Origin of the sequence: Otariodibacter sp. (assembly GCF_029256985.1) — a bacterium.
Taxonomy (GTDB): Bacteria; Pseudomonadota; Gammaproteobacteria; order Enterobacterales; family Pasteurellaceae; genus Otariodibacter.
In genome coordinates, this window is the sequence record NZ_JARIDQ010000008.1 from 18,709 (window position 1) to 45,461 (window position 26,753).

Consider the following 26,753-nt stretch of genomic DNA (forward strand, 5'->3'; position numbering starts at 1 on the left):
AAGAAAATTGCGTTGTTATCTTAGAAAAATGGCGGGGAATTATGGTTATGTGACCTATCTGATTTCTGATGCGACGGCAACTTTTGATCGTATTGGGGTGAATGGCGAGCATTTTGATGCAGAACTTATCCATCAAACCACGTTAGCTAATCTACACAATGAGTTTGCTCAGGTTGTTGAGACAAAAACACTTTTAGCGATGGTATAAAGTTTAATAGTGCGTTATTTCGTTTTAACTAAATAATACGCTCGATAACCCAATCACCAATACAAAGATGAGCAACCAAATTAAATGAAATTTAATGCTTTTGCGATTAATTTCTGCATTTTCTTTACGACGCTGTTCGAGCTTTTGTCTATAAATTTCTAAATCGGCTTCTTTAAATGAAAAACCACAATGTAGACATTGTTCAATGGAATCGCTAATTTTTTTCCGACACTCTGGGCAATGATGTAATGCCATATTATTTCCTATTGATAATGTTAAGTAATGAATTTGCAAAACGTTCTGGACTTGCTTGATGAGTATTGTGTCCCACGTTATCGATTAATTGATAGGGTAGCTTGTATTGTTTTGCCATGTTTTTAAATTTTTCGTCTTTTTCGCCAATAAGGAAATGAATAATGCTCTTATTCCACGAGTAATTACCATAAAAATTTTGTTTAGCTAGACTGGTTGCTTCAAGCATAGGGGCGATCTGTTTTCCCTCATTATTTTTTTGCCTTTTTTCGATTAGATCTAACCGCTTGTCAGGATCTAAATTGGCGAACACAGGTTGTTGATACCACTCTTTTAAAACATCACTGAAATTTTCTGTGCGAAAACGTTCAGCCCAAGCTTTATCATTATTCCAGCGTAATGCTTTTTCTTCATCAGTTTTCAAACCGATATTTGCACCTTCAAGGATTATGCCTAATAAGTTAGAGGGTTTCAGTTGAATGGTATAGTCAAGAGCAATACGTCCTCCAAGTGAGTAACCGACTAACCAAAATGGTTGTTGAGCTAATAGATGATTGAGCGTTTTGTCTAAAATAGCTCTCATTTCTTGAAAATCTTGGCAGTGAATATTTTTACTGAAAGCGTGAAAAGGAAGATCGAGAGTAAGCGGTCGGATATTCGGAATATTTTGCAAATATTGAATCACTCCAACCCAATCTTGTTGAGAACCCAGTAACCCGTGGAGAAATACCACGGGTGTACCTGATGTTTTATGCCATTGATAAGCGAGCATATATTAATCAATGTGTGCGCGAGAGATCTGTTCTAATAAGGATTTAAATAGGCTACTACCTTCTTGATCATTGACTTTGATCTCAACGATCGTAACGCCTTTTCGAACATAAGCTTGTTTCAATTTAGTGCTTAAATCTGCCCAAGTATAAGGGCGAAGATAATCTAAACCAAACATCGCTGCAATTTGAGAGAATTCTAAATTGTGTGATAAACGGTAGTATTTTTCTTTAACCTTGGGATCGACTGGTAAAATATCAAAAATCGCACCACCATTGTTATTAATCACAAATAAAATGGTAGGTACTGTGATTTGACGAAAGAGTGCAACAGAATTGAGATCGTGTAATGCAGATACATCGCCAATAAATCCGATAGTTGGAACCCCACTCCCCTTAGCGACACCAGCCATGGTTGCAATTAAGCCATCAATACCACTTGCTCCACGGTTTGTGTAAACAGGGTAGCCTTCAGGTAATTTGCATAATGCATCCACTAAACGCACAAATAAACTATTACCCAAGAACAGATTACCATTAGTTGGTAATACACGTTCAATATGGTGGGCAAGGGCTGCTTCGTTTAGATTACCACCGACTTGTTTCTCAATAAAATCTGCACAGAATTGAGATAATGCGAGAGGTTCAAGTAACCACGGTTTTTGACGAAGAGGGGGATGGACTCGTGTAAAGTGATGAGCCTTAGCCACAAAGCGAGTTTGATGATGAGCATTTGGATTGAGATAATCTTGCGATTCTTCTACCAGCCAATATTCACCTTTAAATGCAGTTAAAAATTTATTGACTCGTTTGCTAACGATTTGTGAACCAAATTGCACCACGATATCTGCTTGTAATAGACGCTGTTCAACAGTGTTATTTGATAACCAAATATCTGCATAAGGTAAGTTGGTTTCAACACCCGATTGAACATCCGTAATTAAACACCAACCGAGTGTTTCCGCCCATGATTTTAATCCCATACCTTGTTCTAGTGGAAGTTTACCTACAACAACGACACCACGTTTAGTTCGCCAGTAATCCCAATGTTCGTGCATTAATACGTCTTTTTGATTTGCTTGGCGATCTATCCATTGTGCCTTTGGCTGATTTAACCAACGGTGAATTGGCGCAAGCCAAGGATCTTGTTCAATTGCTTGTTCATCGGCTTCATATAATGGTTCTGCAAAAGGCGCATTGATATGAACAACGCCACTTTGTTGAGTTTGTTTCACACAAGCTTGTTCAACTACAGAAACAAGCCAGTTAGCACTAAAATCTGGATTCGGTTTCGGTAAATTCAACGATGCAACAGTGTATTCACCAAAAATATTTTGTTGTTGAATAGCTTGGTTTGCTCCGCAACCAATAAGTTCTGGCGGACGATCTGCGGTTAATACAATTAATTTATGATGTGTAAGTTGAGCTTCAATAATCGCAGGAAATAAATTTGCCACTGCTGTACCTGAAGTCACAATAATTGCAACAGGATCTTTCGTTGCTTTTGTTAAGCCAAGGGCATAAAAAGCAAGGCCTCTTTCATCGAAATGAGTATGACATTCTGCTAAATTTTGATTTTCTAAGTGTAAAGCTTCTAATGTCAATGGAGTAGAGCGTGAACCAGGGGCAATGCAAAAATGTTTGACTCCATATCTAAGTAGGGCATTCAATACAACTCTAGCCCAAGAACGGTTAAAGGTGCTGGTATTTATCATCATTTTCTTCCCTTTAATTTTGTAAAATATAAGCGGTTAGATTGTAACAAATTTTTGCAAAAATAAGATCGAATTTAACCGCTTATTGAAAATAAATCCAGTATTATGTCATAAATTCTATAAGAATACGTCGTATGACTATTTTTAGAAATTAAAGGTTAATTTGGGTTAAGACAAAATCAATATCTTTATCACCACGTCCTGATAAATTAACTAATAAACGTTTTTCTGGTCCAAGTTCGTTAGCTCTGCGTAGAGCATAAGCAACGGCGTGGGAGCTTTCTAATGCTGGAATGATACCTTCTTCACGAGATAGACGAAGGAAAGCATCTAAACATTCTTTATCAGTAGCAATTTCATATCGACCTCGACCAGTATCTTTTAAATAACAATGTTGGGGACCAACGCCAGGGTAGTCTAATCCAGAGGCAATAGAATGAACTTCTGAAGGGGTCCCATCTTCTTCTTGTAGATAATAACAATTAAAGCCTTGGATATTACCGAATTTACCCAATGAAAGTGTCGCTGCATGACGTCCTGCTTTGTCTAATCCTTCCCCAGCAGGCTCTACCCCAACAAGTTCTACTGATGATTCATCGATAAACGCATTGAATAACCCAATGGCATTGGAACCACCACCAACACAAGCAATCACTTCATCAGGTAATCCGCCGTATTGACTTTCAAATTGAGCTTTGGCTTCATGGCCTACGATGCTTTGGAAATAAGCCACCATTTCTGGATAAGGAGCAGGGCCTACAACAGATCCAATGGCAAACATACTGTCGTCTAATTGCTCCATATAAGAGGCAAAAGCACTATCTACTGCTTCTTTTAGTGTGCCAGCCCCTTCCGATACGGGAACTAATTTTGCACCTAAAATTTTCATACGAGAAACATTAGGATGCTCTTTTTGAATATCCACTACTCCCATGTGAATTTCGCATTCTAAGCCAAGTAATGCTGCAGCGGTGGCTAAAGCGACCCCATGCTGACCAGCACCAGTTTCTGCAATTACTTTTTTCTTACCCAATTTTTTAGCTAATAAAACTTCACCAATACAGTGATTGATTTTATGAGCGCCAGTGTGGTTGAGATCTTCTCTTTTTAGAAAAATTTGTGCACCTGATTGAGAAAGTGTTCTTGCGTGATAAATAGGACTTGGTCGTCCGACAAAAGTAGCCTGAAGACGTTTCATTTCAGCGATAAATTCTTCATCATGGATAATTTGGTGAAACCCTTCTTCTATTTCTGCTAATGCTTTGACTAGAGTTGGATGTTGAATTTTTCCTCCATGTTTCCCGATATTGCCGTTTTGATCTGGAGTGATAAATGGATTAAGTGATTCTTGAGTCATATTTCTTCCTTATAATTTAGTACTATTAAACTACTTTAATAGTACAATGGTATTTTAAAAGACTCAATAGCTGAGTGAAATTTTTATTAAATTTAATGAATTGATAATATATAACATAAAGGTAAGTAATGGTTTATGTCATAACTTACCTTTATTAATTAGGATAGATAAGAAATTTAAACTTTAATTTAGTTATTCATTTCTGCAAAAACTTGATCTGCCATAGCGAGAGTATAAGTAATATCTTCTTCACTATGGGCTAAAGACATAAAGCCAGCTTCAAAAGCGGATGGTGCTAGATAAATACCTTTATCTAGCATTTTATGGAAGAAGGTATTGAATGCGGTAACATTGCATTTCATAACATCTTGATAGCTTTCTACTTTATCTTGCTCGGTAAAGAATAAACCAAACATTCCACCTGCATATTGAGCTGTGAATGGAATGTTATGTTTAGTCGCTAATAATTTTAAGCCTTCCGCTAACATTTTAGTTTTGTCGGCAAGTAATTGTTCATTGCCTGATTTTGATAATTCCGTTAAACAAGCTAATCCAGCAGACATAGCTATCGGGTTACCCGATAATGTACCTGCTTGGTAAACTGGACCTGTTGGAGCAATGTATTCCATAATTTCTTTTTTACCACCAAAAGCACCGACAGGCATTCCACCACCAATAATTTTACCAAGAGTAGTTAAATCAGGGGTTACACCATAATAACTTTGTGCGCCACCTAATGCGACACGGAATCCAGTCATCACTTCATCAATAATAAAGACTGTACCGTATTGGGTGCAGAGTTCACGCAAGCCTTGTAAGAATCCTTCTTTTGGCGGAATACAGTTCATATTACCCGCTACAGGTTCAATAATTAAGCAAGCAATTTCATTTGGATATTGTTCAAAAGCTTGTTTCACTGATTCAAGATTATTGTATTCACAAGTAAGTGTGTGTTTAGCAAAGTCGGCAGGTACACCGGGAGAGCTTGGTTGTCCTAAGGTTAATGCTCCAGAACCAGCTTTAACTAATAATGAATCCGAGTGTCCATGATAACAACCTTCAAATTTGATGATTTTATCTCGTTGAGTATAACCACGTGCAAGGCGAATGGCAGACATTGTCGCCTCAGTACCAGAGCTTACCATTCTGACCAGTTCGATTGAGGGAACAAGTTTACAGACGAGTTCAGCTAATTCAATTTCGATCGCAGTTGGCGCTCCAAAGCTTAATCCATTAGGTACGGCTTTTAGCACTGCATCAATAATAGCGGGGTGGTTATGTCCTAATACCATCGGCCCCCAAGAGCCAACGTAATCAATATAGCGTTTTCCTTCACTATCAGTAATGTATGCTCCTTTGGCTTTTTCTATAAATACTGGTGTTCCCCCTACGCCCTTAAACGCTCTAACAGGTGAATTTACGCCACCAGGGATAACTTTTTGTGCTTTTTGAAAAAGAGAGAGTGATGATGTCATGGATTGTTTCCTTTCTTACTATTGATAGTAGATATTGTACTTTAAAAAGTAATAAATAAGGCTTATTTGGTGAAAAAAATTGAGAGTTTTGCTGATTATGCTATGCTTTCAGCCATTTTGATAGGTCATTTATAAGGATGAAACCTAGTCTATGTGGCTCACATTTCTTGTTGTATTTATTACATCCTTTGTTGCATTAATTGTAATGCGACCAGTGGCGGAATGGATAGGTTTAGTAGATAAACCTAATTTTAGAAAACGTCACCAAGGAGTGATTCCGTTAATTGGAGGGATAGCTTTATTTTTAGGAAATTTAGCATTCTATTTAATGCAATGGGATCAGATGCGGTTTCCTTTGCTCTACTTAAGCGCAGTAACTATTTTATTGATTATCGGTGTATTGGATGATCGCTTTGATATTAGCCCTTTGTTACGTGCAAGTATTCAAGCCATACTAGCTGGAGTTATGATATATAGTGGTCTTTCGATTGCAAGTTTAGGACAGTTAATTGCACCCTTCAGTTTAGAGTTAGGAGCGATTGGTGTGGTGCTTACTGTCTTTATCACTATTGCCATTATCAATGCCTTTAATATGATTGATGGAATAGATGGGCTACTTGCAGGCTTATCGAGTGTCAGCTTTGCAGGTATCGGCACACTTATGTGGTTAGATGAACAATATACTTTAGCTTATTGGTGCTTTAGTATTATTTTTGTGTTGTTACCTTATGCAATGTTCAATCTCAGTCTATTTGGTGCAAAATGGAAAGTCTTTATGGGAGATTCTGGTAGCACTTTAATTGGTTTCACTATTATCTGGATTTTACTGTTAAGCACTCAAGGACAAGGACATCCTATCAGCCCAATTACTGGTTTGTGGTTAATAGCAGTACCTCTTATTGATATGGTAGCCATTATTTTTAGACGATTGAAGAAGGGAAAGAGTCCCTTTAGACCAGATAGACTGCATATTCATCATTTAATGATGAGAGCAGGACTAACATCTAGACAAGCTTTAGTTGTTATAACGTTAGGTTCCGCAATTTGTGCTACATTGGGTGTGTTAGGAGAGATATATTATTGGAATCAATGGGTTATGTTTGTTGGTTTCATCTTTTTATTCTTTTTATATTCTTATTCTATTGCACGGGCATGGCGAATTACCCGTTTTATTCGTCGCTATAAACGCAGAATTAAGAAATCTAAATCTAAATAGAGAATTTATTTATGACAGAGCAAGCAACATATCAACCTGAAAGTCGAGTTGCTATTTTTTTTCGTAGCTTTTTTTTACTTATCTTATTTGTTGTTATTGGCGGTGGAATTGGGTGGGGTATTGCCACAAATCAACCACCTCAATGGAAAGTGACTGCTAAATTTGAACCGCCTAAGGTGGTAAATTTAGGTAATTATTATGATTTAGCTAGTACTTATTTATTACTACAAGGAGGCTCTACTGGTTTGGAGTCAACGGATAAAGTTATTGAAGAGCAGAGTTATAATGAATTTAAACGTAGCTTAAATTCACCAGATATTTTACAACAATTCTTACTACAAAATGATCAAGTAAATAAGTTAGCTAAAAATTATAAAGTTTCAATTGAAACAATGTCACAGCAACTTTTTGGACAATTTCAATTTAAAGATAAAGAGAATGTATTATCATTTTCATTTGATAATGCTGAGCTAAGTTATCAGATCTTGAATGATTATATTCAGTTTGTGACAGATCAAACTCGTTCTATATTAAATGGAGAATTAGTCGCTAAATGGCGAGTGCTATTTCAACAAGTTAAACTGGCAGCTGAAACAAACTTGGGGGCTATTCAACAAGGTAATCAAGTTGTTCAGCAAGATTGGGCGGGTAAATTAACCCTTATGCGTTCAGCGCAGCCACTTGATGATAAATTGGTACCATATCACTTTGTACAAAGCCCTGTGATGCCTTTATCACCATATTCTCCAGATAAACTATTATGGACAATGCTTGGAGCATTGGGTGGATTATTATTGGGTTTTTTTGTTATTTCTATTTCTAGTTTTTTTGCCAACGCTAATGAATCGTAAAATAAGAGTCCTAACCGTTTTTGGGACTCGACCTGAAGCAATCAAGATGGCTCCTGTGGCAAAATTGCTCACGCAAGATAGCCAATTTGAAACAAAAATTTGTGTCACGGGACAGCATCGCCAAATGTTAGATCAAGTATTAAATTTATTTGATCTCTCTCCTGATTTTGATCTTGATATTATGAAGAAAGGGCAGGATTTATCTGATATTACCGCCCAGATTTTATGTGATTTAAAAGTTGTATTAATAGAATTTAATCCAGACTTAGTGTTAGTTCATGGTGATACCACCACGACCTTTGCTACAACGCTAGCCAGTTATTACCAGCAAATACCTGTTGGGCATATTGAAGCAGGATTAAGAACAGGGAATTTGTATTCGCCCTATCCAGAAGAAGCGAATCGCCGTTTGACAAGTGTATTAGCAAAATACCATTTTTCGCCAACCACAAAGGCAAAACAAAATTTACTTGTAGAGGGAGTCAGCGAGAATAAAATTTGGGTAACAGGCAATACGGTTATAGATGCTTTATTTTCAGTTTTGCAAAAAATTCAAGATAACTTACCGCTTGCTAAAAAACTGGCAGAGCATTATTCATTTTTAGATGAAAACAAACGAATAATTTTAGTTACGGGACATCGTCGAGAAAGTTTTGGGCAAGGTTTTGAGCAGATTTGTTTAGCCTTAGCTAAAATAGCTCAAGCTCATCCTGATGTACAAATTGTCTATCCTGTTCATTTGAACCCAAATGTTTTAGAGCCTGTTAAACGCTTGCTCTCGAATATTGATAATATCTTTTTAATTGAACCGCAAGAATACCTTGCATTTACTTATTTAATGAATAAGGCTTATCTGATTTTAACCGATTCAGGTGGGATTCAAGAAGAAGCCCCATCTTTAGGTACACCCGTATTAGTGATGCGAGAGACCACCGAAAGACCAGAAGCAATAGAAATGGGGACGGTCAAACTTGTCGGGATAGATACTGATGAAATTATTCGATCCGTAAATCTATTGTTAGAAAACAATGAGGTTTACCAATCAATGAGCCGAGCAAATAATCCTTATGGGGATGGGCAATCTGCTCAACGAATTGTGGAAATTATTAGAGGGTTATTTAGTAAATAATATGTCTGTTTTTAATACGATTGCAGTGATTGGGCTTGGGTACATTGGATTGCCCACTTCGATAGCTTTTACGCAATCTGGAAAAAGAGTAATTGGTATCGATGTGAATCAACATATTGTTGATGAGTTGAACCAAGGCCGAGTGCATATTGAAGAACCAAATTTATTAGAAATGGTACAACAAGCGGTTCGATCCCAATCATTTTTTGCAACTACTGATTATCAAGAAGCTGATGCTTTTATTATTGCTGTGCCAACGCCTTTCGATTCTCAGCATCAACCTGATTTAAGTTATATCCAATCTGTTATTCAATCAATAGCTCCTTTTCTCAAGAAGGGAAATTTAGTTGTTTTAGAATCAACATCACCCGTTGGTACAACGGAAAAAATGGCTCATTGGTTACAAGCATTACGTCCTGATTTAGTTTTTCCTACTTCGGCTAAAAAAACTGAACAAACGGTCGATATTCACATTGCACATTGTCCAGAAAGAGTATTGCCCGGCAAGATTATGACTGAGCTGTTTGAGAATGATCGGATTATTGGCGGATTAACTTCTGAATGCACTCAACAAGCGGTCAGTTTGTACCAACTTTTTGTAAAAGGTGAATGTATTACCACCGATGCTCGCACGGCAGAAATGTGTAAACTCACTGAAAATAGTTTTCGTGATGTGAATATTGCTTTCGCTAATGAATTATCACTTATTTGTGACCGTTTAGAGATTAATGTATGGGAGCTAATTCGCCTAGCGAATCGCCATCCTCGAGTTAATATTTTACAACCGGGAGCCGGTGTTGGCGGACATTGTATTGCGGTTGATCCTTGGTTTATTGTGGCACAAGCACCAGAACAAGCTCAACTGATTAAAATGGCAAGAGCAGTCAATGATGGCAAGCCTCAATGGGTGATTGAAAAAGTAAAAACGGCTTTGGCAGATTGTGTTGTTAGCCGTAATGCGAAACCTAGTGAGATAAAAATTGCCTGTTTAGGTTTAGCCTTTAAAGCAGATGTGGACGATTTAAGAGAAAGCCCTGCTTTGGCTATTACTGAACAATTAGCAGAATGGCATACTGGTACGATTTTAGCCGTAGAACCTCATATTAAGCATTTACCGGTAAACTTAGAGCATAAAGCACAATTAGTGGCTTTTGAGCAAGCACTTTCTGACGCAGATATTTTAGTGTTATTGGTTGATCACTCAGAATTTAAGTCAGTTACTAGAGAACAATTAACCCAACAGTGGATTGTTGATACTCGAGGAGTATGGTCAAACAAATGAATCCAATAATTAGTTTGAATGAATGGGAATCTCAATTCTTTAACCGCAAGATCGGATCTTTGATTTTCGATCGTTCTGCTGTAAAGGATGCGACTCTTTCCGATCAAAATTATGATCTGATTACTGTAAAAGTATCCGCTGATGCGATAGACCAAATAGACTGGCTACAACAAAAGGGATTCGTGTTAGTTGAGGGGGGGGTTGAATTTTCATTAGATCTTGCAAATTATCAGGCAGATCTCACCGCTTGTTATCAAGCAGAAGAACAAGATCTCGCAAGCCTTTCATCGTTATTTTCAATCGCATTTCCTTGTAGTCGTTTTCGTCCACCTTATTTTTCAGAAGAAGAAAATCAACGGTTTTATCATCAATGGATCAGTAATTCACTCACAGGACAGTTTGATGATCTGTGTTTAGTTGAAAGAGATGAAAAGCAAAACATAGTCGGAGGGGTTAGTTTACGGGTTCGAGAGAATACTGCCCAAATCGGATTATTAGCAGTAGATGCTAATTGTCGAGGAAAAGGCATAGGCAAAAAATTAATGCAACAAGCGATAAGTTGGGCGATTTCTCAGCAAGCACAACAGCTAAAAATTGTGACCCAATTAAGCAATCTTGTAGGGATTAAACTTTATCAATCCTTTCAGGCGAAAATCACACAAACACACTATTGGTTTTATCGACAATGCTAGCTATTCCTTTTAATAAACCACCTATTGTAGGTACAGAACTTGATTATATTCAGCAGGCCATGCAAACCGATAAATTATCGGGTGATGGAAAATTTACTCGCTTATGTGAGCAATGGTTTACACAGCAATTTGGTTCGTTAAAAGTACTGCTTACCCCTTCTTGTACCGCAGCTTTAGAAATGGCAGCAATATTGCTCGATATTCAAGATGGCGATGAAGTGATTATGCCAAGTTATACCTTTGTTTCGACCGCTAATGCTTTTGTATTGCGAGGGGCAAAGATTGTATTTGTTGATATTCGTCCTGATACGATGAATATTGATGAAACGAAAATTGAGCAAGCACTTACTTCAAAAACAAAAGCCATTGTACCTGTGCATTATGCTGGTGTTGCCTGTGAAATGGATACGATTATGGCAATCGCCAAAAAGCACAATCTTTGCGTGGTTGAGGATGCTGCTCAAGGGGTAATGGCGAGTTATAAAGGACGAAAACTTGGCACGATAGGACATATTGGTTGTTATAGTTTTCACGAAACCAAAAATTATACCTCTGGCGGAGAGGGCGGTGCGATTTTAATTAACCAACCAGAGTTAGTGGAACGAGCTGAAATCATTCGAGAAAAAGGTACGAATCGTCATCAGTTCTTCCGTGGACAAGTCGATAAATACACTTGGCGTGATATTGGGTCAAGTTTTCTAATGTCAGAATTACAGTCGGCTTACCTTTATGCTCAATTACTTCAAGCTGAAAAAATTAATCAAAAGCGTTTAGCCATTTGGAATCGCTATTACAATACCTTTTTGTCTGTAGCTAGCCAAGGCCGTGTAGAAATTCCACATATTCCAGTTCAATGTGAGCATAATGCCCATCTTTTCTTTTTGAAATTACGAGATACCCAAGCTCGAGCTAATTTTATTCAGAAGATGCAAGAGCAAGGTATTTTAACGGTATTCCACTATATTCCATTACATTCGAGTCCAGCGGGAGAAAAGTTCGGCTATTTCAATGGTGAGGATATATTCACATCTTTAGAGAGCGAAAGATTAGTACGATTACCGCTTTTTTATAATATGACAGATGATGAATTAGAGCAGATCATTCAAACAGCTTTAGCGATATTAGATAATGAGTAAATTAGCTACAACCACCCTTTGGACAGTCAGTGCAACCGCAATCAAAATGATTGTTGGGCTTGTGATGATTAAGCTATTTACACTGCAATTTGGTACAGAGGGATTAGGATTAGCGGCTAATTTTATGACATTCTTAACCGTACTTGGTGTTTTATCAGGTGCTGGTATCTTTAATGGGGTTACAAAATTTGTTGCGTCTTTCGAGCATAATCCTAAAAAATTATCGGAAACGCTTTCTACGGCAAGTTGGATCATACTTTCATTTTCAATTTTTTTATTAGTTGTTTTAACTGCCTTTGCCAGTGAAATAAGCCAATGGCTTTTTTATTCAGATCAATATCAAATCATCATTCGTTATATTGCCATTATTCAAATTGGATTGGCTGTTGGCTATTATTTTTCAGCAATTCTAAAAGGCTTTCAGAATGCGAAAGGAAATGCGGTTAGTTTAATTATCAGTACTATCGTTGGTTTAGCACTTTTTCTAGGGCTACTATTTTGGGGCAATTATAACGGTGCAGTAATCGGGTTAGCGGTTGTCCCTCTGTTTGTTGCAATCCCAGCTAGTGTTTTTTTAAAACCAGTATTAAAGCAATTATTGCCACATTCTTTTTCCATTCCTTTAGCTAAACAATTACTAAAATATAGCGTGATGGTCGTTGTTACAGCAGTTACAATTCCATTGGCATACTTCTTGTTGCGTGATTTACTTTTCCAATATCATTCATTACAAGCGGTCGGTTTGTGGCAAGGAATGACAAAAATCTCCGATGCCTATTTGCAGTTTATTACCGCTATTTTTTCCGTTTATTTGTTACCTTTATTTGCTAAATCAAAAACAAAAATAGTGATTAAACAACAAGTAAAAAGTATGCTGATAAAGGTAGGTATTGCAATGATTGGTTTATCAATCTTTATCTATTTATTCCGTTCTTGGATCATTTTATTACTCTATTCAGCAGAGTTTTCATCAATTGAAAGTTTGTTTAGTTGGCAATTATTCGGTGATTTTTTTAAGGTGTTGAGTTATGTCTTTGGCTATTTAATTGTGGCTAAAACTGCATTAAGACTTTATGTTTTGGCGGAGATTTTTCAATTAGCATTGTTATTATTATTTGGCTATCTTTTCATTCCGAATGGGGCAGAGCTAGGTGCAACACAAGCTTATGGCTTAACTTATTTTTGCTATTTTATCTGTTGTTGTGTAGGCTTTTATTTGTATCAACAGAGAGGAAATGTGGGGAGTGAAACAGTATGACAATGATTTATCATATTTTAGGTTCAAACATTCCACATCACAATAAGACGGTTTTAGAGTTCTTCCAAAATGAATTATTACCTAAAGTTGAATCAAAGGCACATCAGTTTTGGGTGGTGGGAGAGAGTTCATTACAAACAGATTATCCCCATTTAGTATTGAAATATTTTTCGAATAAAAAACAGATTGCGAACGTATTGGTTCAGTTAGCTAAAACTCAACAAGATTGTTATTTTTTATTTCACGGACAATTTAATAGTTGGATTTGGCTTGCGATTTTGTTCAAGCAGTTACCCGTAGATCGTTGCATTTGGCATATTTGGGGGGCTGATTTATATGAAGAATCTTCCCAATGGAAATTTAAGTTATTTTATCCTTTACGACGCTTAGCTCAAAAACGGTTATCTCGTATTTGGGGCACAAAAGGTGATTTGCAATATGCTCATAAACATTTAAAACGAAATACAGAGTTAGATCGCTTGGTTTATTTCCCTACTCGTTTTCCTTCAGAAGCGTTGCCATCGCCAATATTACCTAATGCACAATTATCTATGAGTGATAAAAAAATTACTATCTTAGTAGGTAATTCTGGCGATAGTTCAAATCAACATATTTTAGCTTTACACCAAATTAAGCAGTCATTGGGTGAGCACATTAAATTGATCTTACCAATGGGCTATCCAACTAATAATCAGCAATATATTGAATCAGTCGAGAAAATCGCAAATGAACTTTTCCCTTCGGGTGTTGTAGATATACTTAAAGAACCAATGGATTTTACCGACTATCTCTTACTATTAGCAAAATGCGATTTAGGCTATTTTAATTTTCAACGACAACAAGGTATTGGAACAATTTGTTTGTTAATTCAACAAAATATTCCTGTCGTGCTTAACTCTCAAAATCCATTTTTATTGGATATGCAAGAAAGCAGAGTGCCGTGTTTAACTTCTGAACATTTTAATATTGAGTTAATAGAAAAGACACGACAAGACTTAGCTAATGTAGATAAAACCAATATTCTATTTTTCCCTTCTCATTATTTGACCCATTGGCGACATAATTTGTTGGAGTTGGGGTAAATTTGGTATTAGCACAGTAGATTTTTGTGCTATTTTAGGCGGATAAGGTGCATATCCTTATACTGAAATAAAGAGCTCATAAAGTTCGTATTGTCTTGAACATTAAGGCATTTATTTTGTAGATTCATTAATTCAATTCGTAAATGTTCTAATTCATGAATACGTGTTGCTATTTTTTTTATATGGCGATCTAATAATAATTTCATTTCTTGTTTTTGTTGTTCTGTTGATTTGTCTAACTCTAACAAAATGCGAATTTCATCTAAAGAAATATCTAATCCTCGGCAATAGCAAATAAAAGATAAACGGACTAGATGATCTTTATCATAAATTCTGAAATTACCCGCTGAGCGCATGGGTTTGGGAAGTAATCCTTTTTTTTCATAAAACCGAACCGTTTCTACGGTACAACCGACGGTTTTAGCTAACAATCCTATTTTCATTTTATTACAAATATATATTGACTCTTAAGTTACTTCATATTTTATCATTGTGTCCTGTGAGAAGATAGTTCTTCATGTATTTAGCTTAACAGTTCGATTAATTTCACTCAGGAGTAGTATGTTTATGAAAAAATTTATGGTGATTTCATCTGTGTTATTTGCGATGGTAAGTGCAAATGCTCATAATATTTGGCTAGAGCAAGATCCCAGTATGAAAGATAGCTATACCCTCAAATTTGGGCATGAAGAAACCGAGACTTATCCTGAATCTAAAGTTACTTCGATCAAATTATTAAGTACTGATGGTAGTGTAAAAGATGCTAAAACTATTTATCAAAATGGGGAAATTCATCTAAATGCAGAGGGAGCATCTATCATATTTATGCGTTTTAATAATGGTGTATGGTCAAAATTACCATCAGGAAAATACGTAGAAAAAACTAAAAAAGAAGCACCAGATGCAGAATTTAGTGTTAATCCTTTAAAAGAAGGAAAAGCAGTTCTTAATTGGGATGAACAAGCTTATAAACTCCATAATGTAGAGTATGAATTGGTTTTGCAATCTAAACCTATGGCGAATAAACCTGTTGATATTCTTGTACTTCATAATGGTAAGCCAGTAGAAGGCATTAAACTTGGGTTAGGTGAAGATAAACCTTTTGTATTAACTAATTCACAAGGTATTGCTGCCTTTACCCCAACAAAAGGTATTAATAAAGTTTGGGCTGAATTCGAAGAAGACATTCCAAATAATCCAGATTACACAAATCGTAGTATTGAATATATGCTAACTTTCGCTGCTGAATGATGAAAAGATTGCGTTTATTTATATTAATACTATCGGTCTTGTTTAGTTCAAATTTACTTGCTCATGGATTATTAGTTTTTGCTCAATATGATGGGCAAAAAATTATGGGTAAGTCTTACTATACAGACATGACCCCAGCAGCAGAAACTTATATTGAAGCTTATGCAGAAGATAATCCAAAGTTATTAGTGAGTGGAAAAACGGATCGTGAAGGTTTCTTTTCATTACCAGCTACAGGCGATCATAGCTATAAGGTTGTCATTGAAGGTATGGAAGGGCATAGGGCTGAAACCATTGCAAATAAAGTGAGTAGCTCTGAACAATCTGATAATCTATTACTTATTAGAGAAGATATAGCTAAATTACGAGATAAAATTTATTTACGGGATATTATTGGTGGAATTGGTTATATCTTCGGTATTATTGGATTATGGTCTCTTTGGCATTCTCGATCTTCTAAAAAATAAAAAATAAGGAAAATAGATGCATTTATCTGAGGGTGTTTTACATATACCTACTTTAGCTTGTGGTGTAGCTGTTGCAGTTATTGGTGTGATTATTGGGCTAAAAAAAATAGATTACCAGCAATTACCATTAACTGCGTTGTTTTCTGCAACATTTTTTGTAGCAAGTACGATACATGTACCTATAGGAATCGGTAGTGTTCATTTAATCCTTAATGGAATTGCGGGAATATTTTTAGGCTGGGCAGTATTTCCAGCCTTTCTTATCGCATTAGTATTACAAGCTTTTCTATTCTCTTTTGGTGGTCTTACTGTTTTAGGTATAAACCTTTGTATAATGGCATTACCAGCGGTATTGGTTCATTATCTATTTAACTACTTTAGACCCTCATCTTTAAGTTCAAAAACATGTATTATCTTTGGCATCATGGCTGGGGTTATTGGTATTGCTGGTTCTGCATTACTGGCATCTCTTGTCTTGATGTTAGATGGGGGAGCTGATTACAGTGATTTAATTACTTTATTATTAATTTCACATACACCAGTATTATTTATTGACAGCGCTATTGGTGCAACCGTATTAATTTTATTATTAAAAATGTACCCTTCAGCATTAAAAATAACAAAATGATAGAAAAAATATTCCAACCCCATTTACGTTTGATTTATATCTTTGTTTGGGGTTTTATTGTTAGTGCAATTAGTTATATCCCTTTTTTACTAGTCATCAATATCGCAATATACTTATTACTACTTACATTTTTAGTGATTAAGCAAGAAATTTTGAAGACATATATCACTCGTTGGTTAAAGTTTCATATTTTTACCTTCGTAATGTGGTTAACAATGAGCTGGAAAATAGGTGATAATGGTATTGAATTAAATCCACAAGGAATTCATCTTGTTTTAGTAATTACACTTAGATTAAATCTTTTACTCGGATCTATTTGGGTATTATTAATGAATATGAATGATTGTATTTTATTACAAGCAATACAATCATTACCTTTACCAAAGAAATTGACTCACCTTTTTGTTTTATCAATTCGTTATATAGGATTGTTGGGGAAACTCAATACACAAATTGAAATTGCAATGAAAGCAAGAGGATATTCTCCAAAATTTAATACTCGAACTATTTATATTATTTCTCAACGTGTTGCTTTATTACTTATTCATACTTTAATTAAAACAGAACAAGCTGAAATTGCATTAAAAGCGAGAGGATTTGATCTTTCAAAAAAATCGGAAAAAATAAGATGAACATATTAAATGTTACCGATCTACATATTCATAGAGAAAAAGTAAAAATAATTGAAAATCTATCTTTTCAGTTAAATGATAGCGAATGCCTTTTTTTATTGGGAGATATAGGAAAAGGAAAATCAACATTACTTTATACTTTACTTGGCTTCATTCCTTATCAACAAGGAGAAATTCAATGGTTTAATCAAACTTATTATAAAGAAAAAGATTTTGTACCATTAAGAGGTTCAGTGGTAGGGATTTGTTTTCAAAATGCATCCGATCAATTATTTGGACCAACGGTTCTTGATGATGTAGCTTTTGGTGTTTTGAATCAGGGTAAAACAAAAGAAGAAGCCTATCAAATTGCACTATCTCAATTAGAACGATTAGAGATTCTGCGGTTAAAAAATCGACCAGTAAATAAATTATCTGGTGGCGAACAAAATTTTACAGCCTTAGCTGGTGTATTAGCGATGCAACCTAAAGTTCTATTGCTTGATGAACCTACAACAGGATTGGATAAAAAAAATAAACAAAAACTAATCTCACTTTTAACAGATTTAAAATTACCAATGATTATTGCTTCTCATGAAGAAGATTTTGTAAATACTTTAGCTGATAATTGTATCCAAGTTAGTCGTTAGTTTATTTATTAATAAATTAACTGTCCCATAAAGTAAATTCAAATTTATTTCTTACCAAAAGTAAATATTTATTGATACTATTAATAGGTTTTAATCATTCAATGGAGATTAATAAATGCATTTAACATCAAGAGAACAAGAGAAATTAATGCTATTTCTTGCAGGAGAATTAGCAGAAAAACGTAAAAATAGAGGTGTAAAATTAAATTATCCTGAATCAATTGCTTATATAGCAAGCCATTTGCATGAAGCAGCAAGAGATGGGATGACTGTTGCTGAAGTAATGCAATACGGAGCAAAATTACTTAGTGTTGATGATGTAATGCCAGGTGTTGCGGAAATGATTCCAGAAGTTCAAATAGAGGCAACTTTCCCAGATGGGACTAAATTAGTTACTGTACATCATCCAATTCGTTAAATAGGAGAAAAAATGATTCCAGGTGAATATCAATTGTGTGATGATGATATTATCACAAATGTAGGACGTAAAACAGTAACAATAGACGTAATAAATACAGGAGATCGTCCAGTTCAAGTTGGCTCACATTATCATTTTTATGAGGTGAATAAAGCGCTTAGTTTTAATCGTGATTTAGCTTATGGAATGCGATTAAATGTGCCATCAGGTAATGCAGTGAGATTTGAACCAGGTGAACCGAAACAAGTGGAGTTAGTTGCTTTTGGTGGAAATAGAATAATTTATGGATTTCGTAATGAAATAAATAAACAACTGGAGGAAAAATAATGTCATTAAAGATTTCGCATAGTCAGTATGTAGCAAATTTTGGTCCAACAGTTGGAGATAAAATTCGTTTAGGTGATACTAATTTATGGGCAACAGTAGAAAAAGATTTATTAACCAAAGGTGATGAGTGTAAATTCGGTGGTGGAAAAAGTGTTAGAGATGGCATGGCACAATCGAGCACTGTAACGCGCGTTAATCCTAATGTTTTAGATTTCGTCATAACCAATGTTGTTATTATTGATGCTAAGTTAGGAATTATTAAAGCTGATATTGGTATTCGTGATGGTCGTATTGTTGGTATTGGTCAGTCTGGCAATCCAGATACAATGGATAATGTTACTGAAAATATGATTATTGGAGCAAGTACAGAAGTCCATAATGGTGCACATTTAATTGCTACAGCTGGCGGTATAGATACACATATTCATTTTATTTCTCCTCAACAAGCTACACATGCGATTGAAAGTGGTGTAACCACATTAATTGGAGGTGGTTCAGGCCCTACAGATGGTACACACGCTACAACCTGTTCTGCTGGTGAATGGAATATTAAACGGTTATTGCAATCGGCAGAATCGTTACCTGTAAATGTTGGGCTTTTAGCAAAAGGTAATTGTTCAACATTAGATCCTCTTAGAGAACAAGTGAAAGCAGGAGCATTAGGTTTAAAAATTCATGAGGATTGGGGGGCAACTCCAGCTGTAATAGATGCTGCATTAACAGTTGCGGATGAAATGGATGTTCAAGTTGCTATACATACGGATACGCTCAATGAAGGCGGATTCTTAGAAGATACCATGAATGCAATTAATGGTCGTGTTATTCATACCTTCCATACTGAAGGCGCTGGTGGTGGACATGCTCCAGATATCATTAAAGCTGCAATGTATTCAAACGTTTTACCAGCTTCAACTAATCCAACAAGACCATTTACAGTAAATACTATTGATGAACATTTAGATATGTTAATGGTATGCCATCATTTAGATAAGCGTTTACCGGAAGATGTTGCCTTTGCTGATAGTCGTATTCGTCCAGAAACAATTGCAGCAGAAGACATCTTACATGATTTGGGTGTCTTTTCTATCATGAGTTCCGATTCTCAAGCAATGGGACGAGTCGCTGAAGTTATAAGTCGAACATGGCAAACCGCAGATAAAATGAAAGCACAGCGTGGACCATTACCAGAAGATCCTAATTCAGACAATTTTCGAATTAAACGCTATATTGCAAAATACACAATTAATCCTGCAATCGCTCATGGTATAAGTCATTGTGTGGGATCATTAGAAATAGGAAAGTTAGCAGATATCGTACTTTGGAAACCGGGTTTCTTTGGCGTTAAACCAGAATGTGTAATTAAACAAGGGTTTATTAGTTATGCAAAAATGGGTGATCCAAATGCTTCAATTCCTACGCCTCAACCAATTCTTTACCGTCCAATGTTTGGGGCATTAGGAAAAGCAGTGACCAAAACAGCAGTATTTTTTGTATCTCAAGCAGGTGTTGATGATAATATTCGTGAAAAATATGGATTAGAAAAAGAAACAATAGCTGTAAAAGGTTGCAGAAATATTAGCAAAAAAGATCTTGTTCATAATGGTGAAACACCTGAAATTACAGTAGATCCAGAACGTTATGAAGTTAGAGTTAATGGTAAATTAATCACCTGTGAGCCCGCAGATAATTTACCTTTAGCACAACGTTATTTCTTATTTTAGTAATATGTTAGGCACGGATTTTTCCGTGCTTTTTAATAAAAGTTTTAAATAAAGGATTATTTATGCAAAAAATAAAATCTATTCTTCCCGTAGTAGAAAATGTAATTGGTCATTTAGATGAACTTGAAAAAAATGGAAAAATTAAAGGACAACAGATAGATTATATCTCATTAAACTGGTTCGAAAGTGAACGAAATATTTTGCGTAAAGTGAGCCAAGCTGGATATGAAATACTATTTAGAATCTTAAAAGAGGGAAGTCGGCTTACACATAATGATGTTGTGTTTCTCGATGAGAATTTAGCTGTAGTAATTAATATTATTCCCTCAGAAGTTATCGTTTTATCACCTAAAACTTTACCAGAAATGGCAAGGGCGTGTTATGAAATTGGTAATAAACATTCGCCCTTATTTTTAGATGGTGATGAAATATTACTACCTTATGATAAACCTATGTATGAATGGTTAGAAGCGGCTAATTTTAATCCAAAGCAAGAAACAAGACGATTAACAAATCCTCTAAGAGCTAATTCAGCACAAGGTCACGGGCATTCGCATAGTCACGGTGAACATACTCACACTCATAGTGAACATACTCATAATGAGCATTATCATCATCATGGAGACGGAAATTGGCACAAGCATTAGCAAGTTTGGGGGCGTTATTACATTTAGTTGATCCGACCTTGCCAATAGGTGGATTTAATCACTCCAATGGCTTAGAGACTTTCGTACAGCAAAAAAAAGTTAATTCAAAAGAAACATTGGAAGAATATGTAAGAACACAATTATTACAAAATTGGATATTTAATGATGGGGCTTATTTATCTCTTGCATTTGATGCAATGCGGCAAAATAACTTCTCAAAATTAATTGCATTAGATAAAGAATTAGCTGCAACTAAAGTTGCAAGAGAAACTAGAGAAGGAAGTTTTAAACTGGGTATGCGTTTATTGAAAATTTTTACTCGCTATGAAACCCATCCAATATTATTAGACTTTCAACAATCTATCATAGAGCAAAAGATCAAGGGCTTTTATCCAATAGTATTTGCAATGGTTGCAGTTGTAATGGGATTAGAAAAAGCAGAAACTCTCTATGCTTTTTACTACAATACGATGGTTGGTGTAGTAACAAATGGAGTGAAGCTAGTTCCGTTAAGCCAAATGGATGGACAGGATATACTATTTGATTCTCGTCAGTCTATAATTGAAGCGGTACAACAAAGTTTAAATCCTGATCCAGAATGGCTAGGTGCAGCAACATTATCAAGTGATATTCGTAGTATGCAACATGAAAAATTATACAGTCGCTTGTATATGTCATAAAAAAAAACGATAAATTTGAATAAAGGAATAAAAATGCGTAAATACATAAAAATAGGGGTAGCAGGACCTGTTGGAGCAGGGAAAACGGCACTAATTGAGCGTTTAACTCGAGAAATGGCAAGTAAATACAGTATTGCAGTTATAACAAATGATATTTATACACAAGAAGATGCTGAATTTTTAACAAAAAATAGCTTATTACCATCAGAACGAATTATGGGAGTCGAAACAGGAGGCTGTCCTCATACGGCTATTCGTGAAGATGCATCAATGAATTTAGAAGCAGTGGATGAAATGGTTATTCGCTTCCCTGATCTAGAAATCATTTTTATTGAATCGGGTGGCGATAATTTATCTGCTACATTTAGCCCTGATTTAGCTGATGTAACTATATTTGTGATTGATGTAGCTCAAGGTGAAAAAATTCCTAGAAAAGGAGGGCCTGGGATTACTCGCTCAGATCTTTTAGTTATTAACAAAACAGATTTAGCTCCTTTTGTTGGTGCTGATTTAAGCATAATGGAGTGCGATGCTCGAAGAATGCGACAAGGCGAACCTTTTATTTTTACTAATTTAGTTAAAAAAGAAAATTTAGATGGAGTAATTCAATGGATTGAAAAGTATGCATTATTAAAAAATATAGAGGATTCAAATAGTCTAATACGCTAATATGCCTGCTTATAACTGACGTAACTTAAATTAAAATAGGGTAGTAATTTATTTATGTATAGCAAATTGCTTATTTCGACCAAATTAACAAAACAAAATGCAACACAAATAGATGACTGCTTTGTGTCACCGCCATTTAAATTACATACATTACCAACTCACAGAGAAGGTTGGCAAAATGCTCTGAATGTAATACAAATGAGTTCATCGCCGGGTATATTATCTGGTGATGAACTGGATATTCAGATTTCTTTAGCTGAGAAAACAACGCTATCACTGAGTACACAAGCATTTACACGAGTACAGTCAATGAACATAGACGCATTTGCCTCACAAAATACAAAAATTTATTTAGCCTCTTCAAGTCGCCTTTTCTACCTTCCTCATCCTCTTGTTTTACACAAGGATAGTGCTTTTAAACAGAAAACACTCATTGAAATGGAAGATAATAGTGAATTGATTTATGGTGAAATAGTTGCAATTGGGCGAGTATTAAATGGTGAAAAATTTGAATTTCGTTTTTTCTCATCATATTTACGCATAACAAACGGAGAAAACATATTACTTTCTGATCGTATTCAATGGCATCCAAATAAAATGTCTCTAACGTCATTAAGTCAAATGGAAACCTTTTCTCATCAAGGAATGTTGCTGTATATTAATTTATCTTTAACTGAGATAGAGATAAAAAATATCGTTCAGGATTTACAAGAATGTTATAACATTACGAACAGTTTTTTAATTGGAATATCTCAATTAAATGAAGCAGGATTAATGATAAGAGTATTGGCAAATAGAGCAGATGTGATTGAAAATTTGTTTTATGAAATTGCAATAAATTTACAAAAATAAGTACTTACCTAAATAATGACTATAAATCTTATTTATGGCATATCATAATAAGAAAAGTTGTTATAATCCTGCTATATATTTCAAAGGATTATCTTGATTTGTGTTTAAGTGAATGCAAATGATGTTTTAATTAAAGTAACTTTAAAACTCAAATTTATTTTTTAACAATTAGAAGGTAATTTAATCAAGTTATCTAAAACAACCCTAAAATTTCTACTTAAGGATGATTATGCATTTTAAATCACTTTTTAAACCTATTTCACTCTTATTTTTTACATTAGTATTAATTGCTTGTAGTGCAACTGTTACCGATCCTAATATTGGTCGAGAAGATTTTTATCAATATATAAGATGGATGAATAGAATGGAAATTTCACTAGAAACAGTTGTGGATGATCAAGTGAGAAGTGCGGCTCCACAGGGTAAACCTTCATCAGAGCTACAAGAGACACTATCTTTAGTAATGAATCGTCAATTAGATAACAATATTAATACGTTAAAAGCACTGAATGTTCATTATGCTGAAGTTAAACAACTCAAAGAAGTAACACTTAATATGTTAACTCTTTCCAAGCAAATGATGCCATTACTTGCGAAAAAAGATAATGTGTCTAAAACTAAATTAGCTACTTTGGATAAAGCATTTAGTGCCGAAGAACAAAAAAGCTCAATTTTATTTAATACATTAGTACAACGCTTTGGACTACCAAAGTAAGACTTTGATATAACTTGTTATTTATTAGTCAAAGTAGAATCAATATAGATGATTGAATTTATTTTCCTAAACATATTTTATTTCCTCTCTATTTTACTGATAGTGGGGATAATTTATTATTCTTATTGTACCAAGTCTTTTTCTCTACATTTATTGTTCAGCTTAATTTATTTAGTCACTTTCTTTCTTGGTTTTCCATTCTCACTGATTTTAAATTTGAAATTTGGCGTGGCATTGGCAGATACGCATACACAATTTCTTACTTTGTTATGTGCCTTAGGTGGTTACCTGATTTATTTTATAAGCTATCAATGGGGACTCCCTCGTTATAATGCTCACTTAAACATAAAAATTGAATCATCAAATAATGCAAAATTTGAAGCTAAACTGACCGCTTATTTGTTATTTGCGATTGCTATTATTAGCGTAGGATATTTCTTATTTCTCAACGGTTTTTTGCTTTTTCGATTAGAAAAATATAGTCAGATTTTTTCTAGTTTTGTTCAAGGTATAGCATTAAAACGCTTTTTCTATTTTTTTATCCCCTCATTACTCATTTTCTATTTTGGTCGTACGACTAAAAATGCTTGGTGGACTTTTTTAATTATTGGAGTCAGTTTTGGTGTAGTGACCTACTTAGCGGTTGGTGGTACTCGTGCCAATATCGCCTTAATCGTGATTCTTTTCTTATTAGTTGGACTATATCATCACTACTTATCTATTGCTTGGATATTTATTGTAAGTAGTGTGATGGTACTAGTTATGTTTTACCTCGCATTGTGGCGATATAACCTAGATGTACAAGGTGAACAGATGTGGTTTACCTTTCTCTATTTAACTCGCGATACCTTCTCACCATGGGAAAATCTTTCGCGAATATTATCGAGTAACGTTGAGTTCCAAGGCTTAATGCCGGTTGTGCGCGACTTTTATGTCTTTATTCCTAAAAGTATATGGCCAGATAGACCAGATATAGCTTGGAATACTGCAAATTATTTCACTAAAGTAATCTTAGGTAATCAGTCTGGATTAGCCATCTCGCCAACTATATTAGGTTCTTTTTATCTTATGGGTGGCATTCCTATGATTATGATTGGAATGGGACTAATCGGTATTTTGATCAAATTAGGTGATAATGTTTTTGATTATGCCTGTGTACATGGGTATCTACCTTATTCTACAATTTTACAGGCATACTGCTTAGCAAATATTTTTAACCTTATCATTTTAGTCAGAGAAGGATTAGATGCGTTCGTATCACGTTTTTTCTTTTTTAGTTTTGTATTTTTTATTTGTTGGATGATCGCTAGATTTATTCAATTCCTAATATTACCAAACGCATCGAATGAAAGGAGAACACTAGATGAATAAAGTGCAGATCAGAGGAATTGATATTTTAGCTGCCCCTAACCAACAAACTTTGATTGAATATTTATTGGGGAATGGAAATGAAATCAAGAAAGGAAAATTGATAGCTATCAATGCAGAAAAAATCATTATCAGTGAATCTAATCCAATAATTCGAGATATATTGCACAATGCAGAGTATAACTATGCCGATGGAATTAGTATTGTTTTATCCATAAAAAAGAAGTATCCAGAATATGCAGATATTGAGCGTGTGGCGGGAGCAGATTTATGGGTAGGTTTGATGGAAAAGGCAAGTCAGTTTAATACACCAGTTTTTTTAGTTGGAGCACAAGCGGTCACTTTAGCTCAAACAAATGAAAAATTAGTACAAATGGGCGTAAATATAGTCGGTACCCAAGACGGCTATTTCTATAAAGAGAAGGAAGATGAGATTATTCAGCGTATAGCACAAAGCGGGGCTAAATTAATTACTGTCGCACTTGGTTCACCGAAACAAGAGTTATTTATTCAAAAAGCCCAAGCTATTTACTCAGACGCACTTTATATGGGGGTAGGTGGAACCTATGATGTTTTTATTGGTAAGGTAAAACGCGCTCCCAAATTTTGGCAAAATTTAGGACTAGAATGGTTATATCGATTATTATCACAACCTACACGTTGGAAGAGACAAGTAAGGCTAGTGAAATACGCCTGCTACTACTGGTTAAATAGGTTATAAATCAAACAAATTAGATAATTAATCGACGAGCTGGATAAATTAAAAGCAAGTGAGAATATTTTTTCAAAAAATGCTAGACAACAAAGTATGAAATCACTATCATACGCCTCCGTTGCGACGCACTACTAAAACGCGTTCGTAGCTCAGTTGGATAGAGCGTTGGCCTCCGGAGCCAAAGGTCGCAAGTTCGAATCTTGTCGAGCGCGCCAGAGTACTATGTTAGTCCAATGAAAGGAAGTGGTGGCTATAGCTCAGTTGGTAGAGCCCTGGATTGTGATTCCAGTTGTCGTGGGTTCGAATCCCATTAGCCACCCCATTTATAGAAATACAAATTTATCGGCGAGTAGCGCAGCTTGGTAGCGCAACTGGTTTGGGACCAGTGGGTCGTAGGTTCAAATCCTATCTCGCCGACCACTTTTTTTGCTCTTTAACAAACTATCAGACAATCTGTGTGGGCACTTGTTGATGATTGATTTTGAAATAATTTAATTTTGAAGTCTTAATAAGTGTCTATAACTTGAAAATTCATAAAGAATAACAAAGCTAGAAAACAGTTATTGAGCGATTAAACTTTTAATTGAAGAGTTTGATCATGGCTCAGATTG

General features: G+C 35.2%; 30 protein-coding genes and 3 tRNA genes. 27 read left to right on the forward strand and 6 right to left on the reverse strand.

Annotation, left to right across the window (positions count from 1 at the left end):
• The first annotated feature begins 7 nt into the window (after positions 1-7).
• On the forward strand, positions 8-208 hold the full coding sequence (locus tag Q1J40_RS00955) for a cysteine hydrolase family protein (RefSeq protein WP_301098172.1): 201 nt from the start codon (positions 8-10) through the stop codon (positions 206-208).
• Positions 209-232: 24 nt separating this feature from the next.
• Here the strand turns inward: Q1J40_RS00955 and Q1J40_RS00960 are convergent, their stop codons facing one another.
• The 5 genes from Q1J40_RS00960 to hemL form a co-directional block, all read right to left on the reverse strand.
• Positions 233-463: a zinc ribbon domain-containing protein gene (locus Q1J40_RS00960; protein WP_301098173.1), complete on the reverse strand. Its 231-nt coding sequence runs from the start codon at positions 461-463 to the stop codon at positions 233-235.
• Position 464: 1 nt separating this feature from the next.
• On the reverse strand, positions 465-1,232 hold the full coding sequence (gene menH / locus Q1J40_RS00965; RefSeq protein ID WP_301098174.1) for a 2-succinyl-6-hydroxy-2,4-cyclohexadiene-1-carboxylate synthase: 768 nt from the start codon (positions 1,230-1,232) through the stop codon (positions 465-467).
• A gap of 3 nt (positions 1,233-1,235) precedes the next feature.
• Positions 1,236-2,942 carry a 2-succinyl-5-enolpyruvyl-6-hydroxy-3-cyclohexene-1-carboxylic-acid synthase gene (gene menD, locus Q1J40_RS00970; protein ID WP_301098200.1) on the reverse strand — a complete coding sequence of 569 codons (1,707 nt, stop codon included), beginning with the start codon at positions 2,940-2,942 and terminating at the stop codon, positions 1,236-1,238.
• Positions 2,943-3,096: 154 nt separating this feature from the next.
• Positions 3,097-4,302, reverse strand: coding sequence for a tryptophan synthase subunit beta (gene trpB / locus Q1J40_RS00975; protein WP_301098175.1), 1,206 nt, complete (start codon positions 4,300-4,302; stop codon positions 3,097-3,099).
• Between the two features lie 188 nt (positions 4,303-4,490).
• The gene (gene hemL / locus Q1J40_RS00980; RefSeq protein ID WP_301098176.1) at positions 4,491-5,777 is read right to left on the reverse strand and encodes a glutamate-1-semialdehyde 2,1-aminomutase; all 1,287 of its coding nucleotides are present in this window, start codon (positions 5,775-5,777) and stop codon (positions 4,491-4,493) included.
• Between the two features lie 151 nt (positions 5,778-5,928).
• Between hemL and wecA the strand changes: the two genes are divergently transcribed.
• Genes wecA through Q1J40_RS01020 form a run of 8 tightly spaced genes read left to right on the forward strand, consistent with a single transcriptional unit; the run spans position 5,929 to position 14,423 of the window.
• Positions 5,929-6,993: a UDP-N-acetylglucosamine--undecaprenyl-phosphate N-acetylglucosaminephosphotransferase gene (wecA, locus tag Q1J40_RS00985; RefSeq protein WP_301098177.1), complete on the forward strand. Its 1,065-nt coding sequence runs from the start codon at positions 5,929-5,931 to the stop codon at positions 6,991-6,993.
• 11 nt (positions 6,994-7,004) lie between these two features.
• The gene (locus tag Q1J40_RS00990; RefSeq protein ID WP_301098178.1) at positions 7,005-7,844 is read left to right on the forward strand and encodes a transporter; all 840 of its coding nucleotides are present in this window, start codon (positions 7,005-7,007) and stop codon (positions 7,842-7,844) included.
• Positions 7,834-8,973, forward strand: a complete 1,140-nt coding sequence (wecB, locus tag Q1J40_RS00995) for a non-hydrolyzing UDP-N-acetylglucosamine 2-epimerase (protein ID WP_363321844.1) — start codon at positions 7,834-7,836, stop codon at positions 8,971-8,973. Before Q1J40_RS00990 ends, wecB begins: the two co-directional genes overlap by 11 nt.
• A gap of 1 nt (position 8,974) precedes the next feature.
• Entirely contained in the window at positions 8,975-10,255 is a 1,281-nt protein-coding gene (wecC, locus tag Q1J40_RS01000; RefSeq protein ID WP_301098179.1) for a UDP-N-acetyl-D-mannosamine dehydrogenase, read from the forward strand.
• Positions 10,252-10,947: a dTDP-4-amino-4,6-dideoxy-D-galactose acyltransferase gene (gene rffC, locus Q1J40_RS01005; protein WP_301098180.1), complete on the forward strand. Its 696-nt coding sequence runs from the start codon at positions 10,252-10,254 to the stop codon at positions 10,945-10,947. The genes wecC and rffC overlap by 4 nt, the downstream gene beginning before the upstream one ends.
• The gene (rffA, locus tag Q1J40_RS01010) at positions 10,941-12,083 is read left to right on the forward strand and encodes a dTDP-4-amino-4,6-dideoxygalactose transaminase (RefSeq protein ID WP_301098181.1); all 1,143 of its coding nucleotides are present in this window, start codon (positions 10,941-10,943) and stop codon (positions 12,081-12,083) included. Before rffC ends, rffA begins: the two co-directional genes overlap by 7 nt.
• The gene (wzxE, locus tag Q1J40_RS01015; protein WP_301098182.1) at positions 12,076-13,341 is read left to right on the forward strand and encodes a lipid III flippase WzxE; all 1,266 of its coding nucleotides are present in this window, start codon (positions 12,076-12,078) and stop codon (positions 13,339-13,341) included. The genes rffA and wzxE overlap by 8 nt, the downstream gene beginning before the upstream one ends.
• On the forward strand, positions 13,338-14,423 hold the full coding sequence (locus Q1J40_RS01020; protein ID WP_301098183.1) for a TDP-N-acetylfucosamine:lipid II N-acetylfucosaminyltransferase family protein: 1,086 nt from the start codon (positions 13,338-13,340) through the stop codon (positions 14,421-14,423). The genes wzxE and Q1J40_RS01020 overlap by 4 nt, the downstream gene beginning before the upstream one ends.
• Positions 14,424-14,452: 29 nt before the next feature.
• Here the strand turns inward: Q1J40_RS01020 and Q1J40_RS01025 are convergent, their stop codons facing one another.
• On the reverse strand, positions 14,453-14,866 hold the full coding sequence (locus Q1J40_RS01025; protein ID WP_301098184.1) for a MerR family transcriptional regulator: 414 nt from the start codon (positions 14,864-14,866) through the stop codon (positions 14,453-14,455).
• Positions 14,867-14,984: 118 nt separating this feature from the next.
• Between Q1J40_RS01025 and Q1J40_RS01030 the strand changes: the two genes are divergently transcribed.
• The 18 genes from Q1J40_RS01030 to Q1J40_RS01115 all read left to right on the forward strand — a co-directional run bounded on the left by Q1J40_RS01030 (position 14,985) and on the right by Q1J40_RS01115 (position 26,562).
• Positions 14,985-15,674, forward strand: coding sequence for a DUF4198 domain-containing protein (locus tag Q1J40_RS01030; protein WP_301098185.1), 690 nt, complete (start codon positions 14,985-14,987; stop codon positions 15,672-15,674).
• A complete protein-coding gene (locus Q1J40_RS01035; RefSeq protein WP_301098202.1) occupies positions 15,674-16,141 on the forward strand; it encodes an HI_1622 family ECF transport-associated protein in 468 nt (155 codons plus the stop codon). Before Q1J40_RS01030 ends, Q1J40_RS01035 begins: the two co-directional genes overlap by 1 nt.
• A gap of 16 nt (positions 16,142-16,157) precedes the next feature.
• Complete coding sequence (gene cbiM / locus Q1J40_RS01040; protein WP_301098186.1) at positions 16,158-16,769, forward strand: cobalt transporter CbiM; 612 nt, start codon at positions 16,158-16,160, stop codon at positions 16,767-16,769.
• Positions 16,766-17,401, forward strand: a complete 636-nt coding sequence (locus Q1J40_RS01045; RefSeq protein WP_301098187.1) for an energy-coupling factor transporter transmembrane component T family protein — start codon at positions 16,766-16,768, stop codon at positions 17,399-17,401. The genes cbiM and Q1J40_RS01045 overlap by 4 nt, the downstream gene beginning before the upstream one ends.
• Entirely contained in the window at positions 17,398-18,030 is a 633-nt protein-coding gene (locus Q1J40_RS01050) for an energy-coupling factor ABC transporter ATP-binding protein (RefSeq protein WP_301098188.1), read from the forward strand. The genes Q1J40_RS01045 and Q1J40_RS01050 overlap by 4 nt, the downstream gene beginning before the upstream one ends.
• 115 nt (positions 18,031-18,145) lie before the next feature.
• The gene (gene ureA, locus Q1J40_RS01055; RefSeq protein WP_301098189.1) at positions 18,146-18,448 is read left to right on the forward strand and encodes an urease subunit gamma; all 303 of its coding nucleotides are present in this window, start codon (positions 18,146-18,148) and stop codon (positions 18,446-18,448) included.
• Between the two features lie 12 nt (positions 18,449-18,460).
• Positions 18,461-18,775, forward strand: a complete 315-nt coding sequence (ureB, locus tag Q1J40_RS01060; protein ID WP_301098190.1) for an urease subunit beta — start codon at positions 18,461-18,463, stop codon at positions 18,773-18,775.
• Positions 18,775-20,496 (forward strand): urease subunit alpha, encoded by a 1,722-nt coding sequence (ureC, locus tag Q1J40_RS01065; protein WP_301098191.1) that lies wholly within the window; start codon positions 18,775-18,777, stop codon positions 20,494-20,496. Before ureB ends, ureC begins: the two co-directional genes overlap by 1 nt.
• Before the next feature lie 62 nt (positions 20,497-20,558).
• Complete coding sequence (gene ureE, locus Q1J40_RS01070) at positions 20,559-21,143, forward strand: urease accessory protein UreE (protein ID WP_301098192.1); 585 nt, start codon at positions 20,559-20,561, stop codon at positions 21,141-21,143.
• Positions 21,128-21,823 (forward strand): urease accessory protein UreF, encoded by a 696-nt coding sequence (locus Q1J40_RS01075; RefSeq protein ID WP_301098193.1) that lies wholly within the window; start codon positions 21,128-21,130, stop codon positions 21,821-21,823. Before ureE ends, Q1J40_RS01075 begins: the two co-directional genes overlap by 16 nt.
• A gap of 33 nt (positions 21,824-21,856) precedes the next feature.
• Positions 21,857-22,492, forward strand: a complete 636-nt coding sequence (gene ureG / locus Q1J40_RS01080; RefSeq protein WP_301098194.1) for an urease accessory protein UreG — start codon at positions 21,857-21,859, stop codon at positions 22,490-22,492.
• Positions 22,493-22,546: 54 nt separating this feature from the next.
• Positions 22,547-23,344: an urease accessory protein UreD gene (locus Q1J40_RS01085; protein ID WP_301098195.1), complete on the forward strand. Its 798-nt coding sequence runs from the start codon at positions 22,547-22,549 to the stop codon at positions 23,342-23,344.
• Positions 23,345-23,573: 229 nt separating this feature from the next.
• Complete coding sequence (locus Q1J40_RS01090) at positions 23,574-24,059, forward strand: PM1805 family lipoprotein (RefSeq protein ID WP_301098197.1); 486 nt, start codon at positions 23,574-23,576, stop codon at positions 24,057-24,059.
• Between the two features lie 48 nt (positions 24,060-24,107).
• Positions 24,108-25,430, forward strand: coding sequence for an ECA oligosaccharide polymerase (gene wzyE / locus Q1J40_RS01095; RefSeq protein ID WP_301098198.1), 1,323 nt, complete (start codon positions 24,108-24,110; stop codon positions 25,428-25,430).
• Positions 25,423-26,148 carry a lipopolysaccharide N-acetylmannosaminouronosyltransferase gene (wecG, locus tag Q1J40_RS01100; RefSeq protein ID WP_301098199.1) on the forward strand — a complete coding sequence of 242 codons (726 nt, stop codon included), beginning with the start codon at positions 25,423-25,425 and terminating at the stop codon, positions 26,146-26,148. The genes wzyE and wecG overlap by 8 nt, the downstream gene beginning before the upstream one ends.
• 132 nt (positions 26,149-26,280) lie before the next feature.
• Positions 26,281-26,357: transfer RNA gene (locus Q1J40_RS01105), tRNA-Arg, on the forward strand.
• Positions 26,358-26,388: 31 nt separating this feature from the next.
• Positions 26,389-26,464: transfer RNA gene (locus tag Q1J40_RS01110), tRNA-His, on the forward strand.
• A 21-nt stretch (positions 26,465-26,485) separates the two neighbouring features.
• Positions 26,486-26,562: transfer RNA gene (locus Q1J40_RS01115), tRNA-Pro, on the forward strand.
• Positions 26,563-26,753: the final 191 nt, after the last annotated feature.